A 6737-nucleotide genomic window follows, 5' to 3' on the forward strand; every position below is an offset into this window, starting at 1 on the left:
TCGTGCGCGCGTTGACCCGCGCGCGTTTCCTCTGGAGGTACCCCCCGTGGCCCAGGCCCCGGCCGCGAAGCAGCGCCCCGGAACCACCCGGACCCTGCTCAAGGGCGCCGACGGCGCCGGCACCGTGCGCCGCACGGTGCTCCCCGGCGGCCTTCGGGTCGTCACCGAGACCCTGCCGACGGTGCGCTCCGCGACCTTCGGCATCTGGGTCGGCGTCGGCTCGCGGGACGAGACCCCGCAGCTCAACGGCGCGACCCACTACCTGGAGCACCTGCTCTTCAAGGGCACCGAGCGGCGCAGCGCGCTGGACATCTCGGCCGCCCTGGACGCGGTCGGCGGCGAGATGAACGCCTTCACCGCGAAGGAGAACACCTGCTACTACGCCCGGGTCCTCGACACCGACCTGCCGCTGGCCATCGACGTGGTCTGCGACATGCTCACCGGCTCGCTCATCCGCACCGAGGACGTCGAGGCCGAACGCGGCGTCATCCTCGAGGAGATGGCGATGGCCGAGGACGACCCGGGCGATGTCATCCACGACCTGTTCGCCAAGGTGATCTTCGGCAGCGGCCCGCTCGGCCGCCCGATCCTCGGCACCCAGGAGACCATCAAGACGCTCACCCGGGACCAGATCGCCGGCTTCTACCGCCGCCGCTACCGGCCCGAGAACCTCGTCGTCGCGGCGGCCGGCAACCTCGACCACCGCAAGGTGGTCAGGCAGGTCGAGCAGGCCTTCGCCCCGGTGCTGGCGGCCTCCACCGCCGCCCCCACCGAGGCCCGGCGCGGCGTCAAGGCGCTGCGCACGGCCGGCCGGGTCGAGGTGCTCAACCGCTCCACCGAGCAGGCCCACCTGGTGCTGGGCGTGCCCGGGGTGCCGCGGCACGACGAGCGCCGCTGGGCGATGGGCGTGCTCAACGCGGCCCTGGGCGGCGGGATGAGCTCCCGGCTGTTCCAGGAAGTCCGGGAGAAGCGCGGGCTGGCGTACTCGGTGTACTCGTACTCCTCGTCCTACGCGGACAGTGGCCTGTTCGGCATCTACGCCGGCTGCCAGCCCAAGCGGGTCGAGGAGGTGCTGCGGATCTGCCGCACCGAACTGGCCAAGGTGGTCGCCGAGGGCATCACCGAGGAGGAGCTGCAGCGCGCGATCGGCCAGATCTCCGGCTCCACCGTGCTCGGCATGGAGGACACCGGTTCGCTGATGAACCGGATCGGCAAGGCCGAGCTCAGCTACGGGCACCACCTGTCGGTGGACGACATGCTGGAGCGGATCGCGGCCGTGACCCTGGACGACGTCCAGGAGGTGGCCCGTGATGTGCTGGGCGCGTACCGGCCGTCGCTGGCGCTGATCGGCCCGGTCAACGACAAGCGGGCCGCCAAGCTCGCCGATCTGCTGGTCTGAGACCGGCTGGTGTGAGAGGAACTTCGCTATGACGCTGCGCGTCGCCGTGATCGGCGCCAAGGGCCGGATCGGCTCCGAGGCCGTCAAGGCCGTCGAGGCCGCGCCGGACATGGAGCTGGTGGCCGCGCTCGGCCGCGACTCCAAGCTGGAGGAGCTGACCGGGTCCGGCGCCCACGTGGCCGTCGAACTGACCCACCCCGACTCGGTCATGGGCAACCTCGACTACTGCGTCCACCACGGCATCCACGTGGTCACCGGCACCACCGGCTGGACGGACGAGCGCCTCGCCACCGTCCGCGGCTGGCTGGCCGAGGCCCCGGAGCTCGGCCTGCTGATCGCGCCGAACTTCTCCATCGGCGCCATCCTCGGCATGAAGTTCGCCCAGACGGCGGCCCGCTACTTCGAGTCCGTCGAGGTCGTCGAGCTGCACCACGACCGCAAGGCCGATGCGCCCAGCGGCACCGCGACCCGCACCGCCCAGCTGATCGCCGCCGCCCGGGCCGAGGCCGGCCGGCCCCGCCAGCAGGACCCGACCACCCACAGCCTGCCCGGCGCGCGCGGTGCCGACGTCGACGGTGTGCCGGTGCACGCCGTACGGCTGCGCGGCCTGCTCGCCCACCAGCAGGTGATGTTCGGCGACACCGGCGAGACGCTCACCATCCGGCACGACTCGCTGCACCACAGCAGCTTCATGCCGGGCATCCTGCTGGGCGCCCGCAAGGTCGTCGACCACCCGGGGCTGACCTTCGGCCTCGAACACTTCCTGGACCTGTGAGCCCGAAATGACCTCTCGTACCGGCTTCTTCGTCCTCGCCGGCGTGCTGCTGCTGGTCGCGCTGATCTGCATCGGCGAGGGCGTCCAGCTGGTCGCCACCGGCAAGCCGCTCGGCGTCGGCATCGGGATCTGCGCCTTCGTCATCCCGGTGATCGGCGTCTGGTTCCTGCGCCAGACCGTCCGCTTCGGCCGGGCGAGCGAGCGCCTCGCCCGCGAGCTGGAGGCCGAGGGCGGCCTGCCGGTGGACGAGCTGAAGCGCACCAAGGGCGGACGGATCGACCGCGCCTCGGCCGACGCGGTGTTCGCCCGCCGCCAGGCCGAGGCCGAGGCCGCGCCGGGCGACTGGCGGGTCTGGTTCCGGCTGGCGGTGGCGTACGCCGACGCCGGGGACACCCCGCGTGCCCGCAAGACCATGCAGCACGCCATCCGGCTCCATGACCGGCACGACCAGCACGACAGCACCGAACCCGCAAGGAGTAACGCGTGAGCGACGAAACGACGGCCCCCCGGTTCCGCAGCGACGTCACGGTGGAGCTGGTCCGCAGCGCCGCCGCCGACTCGGACGTCATCTGGGCGGCCCGCGTCTCGACCGCGGGGGAGCAGTCCCTGGAGGCGCTCCGGCAGGACCCGGAGAAGTCCAAGGGCCTGATCAACTTCCTGATGCGCGACCGGCACGGCACGCCGTTCGAGCACAACTCGATGACCTTCTTCATCAGCGCGCCGATCTTCGTCTTCCGCGAGTTCCACCGGCACCGCAGCGGCTGGTCGTACAACGAGGAGTCCGGTCGCTACCGCGAGCTGGAGCCGGTGTTCTACGTGCCCGCCGAGGAGCGCAAGCTGGTCCAGCAGGGCCGCCCGGGCCGCTACGAGTTCGTCGAGGGCACCCCGGAGCAGCACAAGACCGTCACCGAGTCGATGGAGGCGGCGTACCGCGAGGCGTACGCCCGCTACCAGGAGATGCTCGACGCCGGCGTGGCCCGCGAGGTGGCGCGCGCGGTGCTGCCGGTCGGCCTGTTCTCCTCGATGTACGCGACCTGCAACTCCCGTTCGCTGATGCACTTCCTGTCGCTGCGCACCAAGCGGGAGAACTCGGCGGTGCCGTCCTTCCCGCAGCGCGAGATCGAGATGGTCGCCGAGCAGATGGAGGCACAGTGGGCGCAGCTCATGCCGCTCACCCATGCGGCCTTCGAGAAGCACGGCCGGGTCGCCCCCTGACCTGGGGCGATAGGCATATGGGCAGAGTGTCTGGCATGTCTGGATTGCGGCTTTTCTAGCCGCTCCCTACATTCGTGAACACGGATTCCGGTGCTGCCTGAACCCCCGAGCACGCAGCACCGGAATCCCACGTCTGCGTCGTGTCTCCTCCTGTTCCGGCCGCTCAGCGCGCCAGGCCCCTGTCCGAACCCTGGACCGGTGTGGTTACCGCCCCACCGCCTACGAGTAGCTTTGGACGCATGGCTCCGACCTCCACCCCTCAAACGCCGTTCGGCCGGGTCCTGACCGCGATGGTCACCCCGTTCACCGCCGACGGCGGACTCGACCTCGACGGCGCCCAGCGCCTCGCCACGCACCTCGTCGACTCCGGCAACGACGGCCTCGTCGTCAACGGCACCACCGGTGAGTCCCCGACCACCAGCGACGCCGAGAAGGCCCAGCTCGTCCGCGCCGTGGTGGAGGCGGTGGGGGACCGTGCCCACGTCGTGGCGGGCGTCGGCACCAACGACACCCACCACAGCGCCGAACTGGCCCGTCAGGCCGAGGCGGCCGGAGCGCACGGCCTGCTCGTCGTCACGCCGTACTACAGCAAGCCCCCGCAGGAGGGCCTGTACCGGCACACCGTGCACATCGCCGACGCCGCCGGGCTGCCGGTCATGCTGTACGACATCCCGGGCCGCAGCGGGGTCGCGCTGGGCCACGAGACGCTGGTCCGCCTCGGCGAGCACCCGCGGATCGTCGCCAACAAGGACGCCAAGGGCGACCTCGGCGCCGCGGCCTGGGCCATCGCCCGCTCGGACCTCGCCTGGTACTCCGGCGACGACATCCTCAACCTGCCGCTGCTGTCGGTCGGAGCCGTCGGCGTGGTGAGCGTCGTCGGGCACGTCGTGGCCGGCGAGCTGCGCGCGATGATCGACGCGTACCTGACCGGCGATGTGGCCAAGGCCACGGCGATCCACCAGGGTCTGCTCCCGGTGTTCAGCGGTATGTTCCGCACACAGGGTGTGATCCTCGCCAAGGCCGCGCTGGGCCTCCAGGGTCTTCCGGCCGGCCCGCTGCGGCTGCCGCTGATCGGCGCGACGTCCGAGGAGATCGCGCAATTGAAGAAGGATCTCGCCGCAGGCGGGGTACACCTCTAGCAGACACAGACGTGCGCGCCCCGGCTCGCCGGCCCCTCACGGGACCGCCGCTGGACCGGACCGAAGGCGCGAGAGCACAGACCCCGTAGGAACAAACGACACTGAGTACGCGCGCCATATGTCTCCAGGGGAGGACCCCGGGCATATGGCGTGCGTCGTGAGGAGAGTCTTTTGAGTCACCCGCACCCCGAACTCGGCGCGCCCCCTGCCCTGAAGGAGGGCGCCCTCCGCATCACTCCGCTCGGCGGCCTCGGCGAGATCGGCCGCAACATGACGGTCTTCGAATACGGGGACCGCATCCTGATCGTCGACTGCGGCGTCCTCTTCCCCGAGGACGAGCAGCCCGGCGTGGACCTGATCCTCCCGGACTTCAGCTACATCCGGGACCGGCTCGACAAGGTCGACGGCATCGTCCTCACCCACGGGCACGAGGACCACATCGGCGCCGTCCCCTTCCTGCTCCGGGAGAACCCGGACATCCCGCTGATCGGCTCGAAGCTCACCCTCGCCCTGATCGAGGCCAAGCTCGCCGAGCACCGCATCCGGCCGTACGTGCTGGAGGTCAAGGAGGGCCAGCGCGAGCGCATCGGTCCCTTCGACTGCGAGTTCATCGCGGTCAACCACTCCATCCCGGACGCCCTCGCGGTGGCCGTCCGCACCCCCGCCGGCATGGTCGTCGCCACCGGCGACTTCAAGATGGACCAGCTGCCGCTCGACGGCCGCCTGACCGACCTGCCGACCTTCGCCAAGCTGGCGGAGGAGGGCATGGACCTGCTGCTGGTGGACTCCACCAACGCCGAGGTCCCCGGCTTCATCCCGCACGAGCGGGACATCTCGGCCGCCCTGCGAAACGTCTTCGCGAACGCCGACCGGCGCATCATCGTCGCCTCCTTCGCGAGCCACGTGCACCGCATCCAGCAGGTGCTGGACGCCGCGCACGAGTACGGCCGGAAGGTCGCCTTCGTCGGCCGCTCGATGGTCCGCAACATGGGCATCGCCCGCGACCTCGGCTACCTCAAGGTCCCCGGCAACATGGTGGTGGACGTCAAGCAGCTCGACGACCTCCCGGAGAAGGAGGTCGTGCTGATCTGCACCGGCTCGCAGGGCGAGCCGATGGCGGCGCTGTCCCGGATGGCCAACCGCGACCACCAGATCCGCATCGTCGACGGCGACACCGTCGTCCTGGCCTCGTCGCTCATCCCGGGCAACGAGAACGCCGTCTACCGAGTGATCAACGGCCTGACCCGCTGGGGCGCCAAGGTCGTGCACAAGGGCAACGCCAAGGTGCACGTCTCCGGGCACGCTTCGGCCGGCGAGCTGCTGTACTTCTTCAACATCTGCAAGCCGCGCAACCTGATGCCGGTCCACGGTGAGTGGCGCCACCTGAGGGCGGCCGCCGAGCTGGGCATCGCCACCGGTGTGCCGCGCAACCGCGTGGTCATCGCGGAGGACGGCGTCTGCGTCGACCTGGAGAACGGCGTCGCCCGGATCGTCGGCAAGGTGCAGGCCGGGTACGTCTACGTGGACGGCGCCTCGGTCGGCGACATCACCGAGGCCTCGCTCAAGGACCGCAAGATCCTCGGCGAGGAGGGCTTCATCTCCGTCTTCGTCGCGGTCGACTCCACCAACGGCAAGATCGTGGGCGGCCCGACCATCCAGGCCCGCGGCTCCGGCATCGAGGACAACGCCTTCGTGCCGGTCGTCGCCAAGCTCCAGGAGGCCCTGGACCGTTCGGCGAGCGACGGCGTCCTGGAGCCCCGCCAGGTGCAGCAGCTGGTCCGCCGGACCATCGGCAAGTGGGTGGCGGACAACTACCGCCGCCGGCCGATGATCCTGCCGGTCGTCGTCGAGGTCTGAGCCCTCTGACCGGCCCCAGGGGCCGGTTTGACGTGGGGCGGCCCGGTGCGTAATGTTCTCCGGGTTGCCCCACGGGACGGCCCCAAGGAAGCCCCTCGAATTTGAATTCGAGAAGGACCGAGGAAAACGGCCCGAGAAACTCTGATAGAGTCCGGGAGCGCCGAAAGGCGAAAGCCGGTCGGATGAAGGAAACTCCGGGAAAACGGAGCGGAAAACATCTGATAAGCTGGAAACACGAAAGAACGAAGCACCCGGATGGCCCGCTGGAAGGCGGTCCGAAGGAAGTGTCCGTTCCTTGAGAACTCAACAGCGTGCCAAAAGTCAACGCCAGATATGTTGACATCCCCGGCCT

At 70.1% G+C, this 6737-nt stretch carries 6 protein-coding genes; all 6 read left to right on the forward strand.

What is annotated here, in order from left to right; all coding sequences use genetic code 11:
- Positions 1-46 precede the first annotated feature (46 nt).
- The 6 genes from ACWCXH_RS30635 to ACWCXH_RS30660 all read left to right on the forward strand — a co-directional run bounded on the left by ACWCXH_RS30635 (position 47) and on the right by ACWCXH_RS30660 (position 6385).
- Positions 47-1399: a M16 family metallopeptidase gene (locus ACWCXH_RS30635; RefSeq protein WP_449804735.1), complete on the forward strand. Its 1353-nt coding sequence runs from the start codon at positions 47-49 to the stop codon at positions 1397-1399.
- Positions 1400-1427: 28 nt separating this feature from the next.
- On the forward strand, positions 1428-2174 hold the full coding sequence (gene dapB, locus ACWCXH_RS30640) for a 4-hydroxy-tetrahydrodipicolinate reductase (protein ID WP_449804736.1): 747 nt from the start codon (positions 1428-1430) through the stop codon (positions 2172-2174).
- Positions 2175-2181: 7 nt separating this feature from the next.
- Positions 2182-2661: a hypothetical protein gene (locus ACWCXH_RS30645; RefSeq protein ID WP_449804737.1), complete on the forward strand. Its 480-nt coding sequence runs from the start codon at positions 2182-2184 to the stop codon at positions 2659-2661.
- The gene (gene thyX / locus ACWCXH_RS30650) at positions 2658-3389 is read left to right on the forward strand and encodes an FAD-dependent thymidylate synthase (protein WP_449804738.1); all 732 of its coding nucleotides are present in this window, start codon (positions 2658-2660) and stop codon (positions 3387-3389) included. Before ACWCXH_RS30645 ends, thyX begins: the two co-directional genes overlap by 4 nt.
- A 239-nt stretch (positions 3390-3628) precedes the next feature.
- On the forward strand, positions 3629-4528 hold the full coding sequence (gene dapA / locus ACWCXH_RS30655) for a 4-hydroxy-tetrahydrodipicolinate synthase (protein ID WP_449804739.1): 900 nt from the start codon (positions 3629-3631) through the stop codon (positions 4526-4528).
- A 171-nt stretch (positions 4529-4699) separates the two neighbouring features.
- The gene (locus tag ACWCXH_RS30660) at positions 4700-6385 is read left to right on the forward strand and encodes a ribonuclease J (RefSeq protein ID WP_449804740.1); all 1686 of its coding nucleotides are present in this window, start codon (positions 4700-4702) and stop codon (positions 6383-6385) included.
- The last annotated feature ends 352 nt before the right edge of the window (positions 6386-6737 follow it).

This window comes from Kitasatospora sp. NPDC001660 (assembly GCF_053596725.1).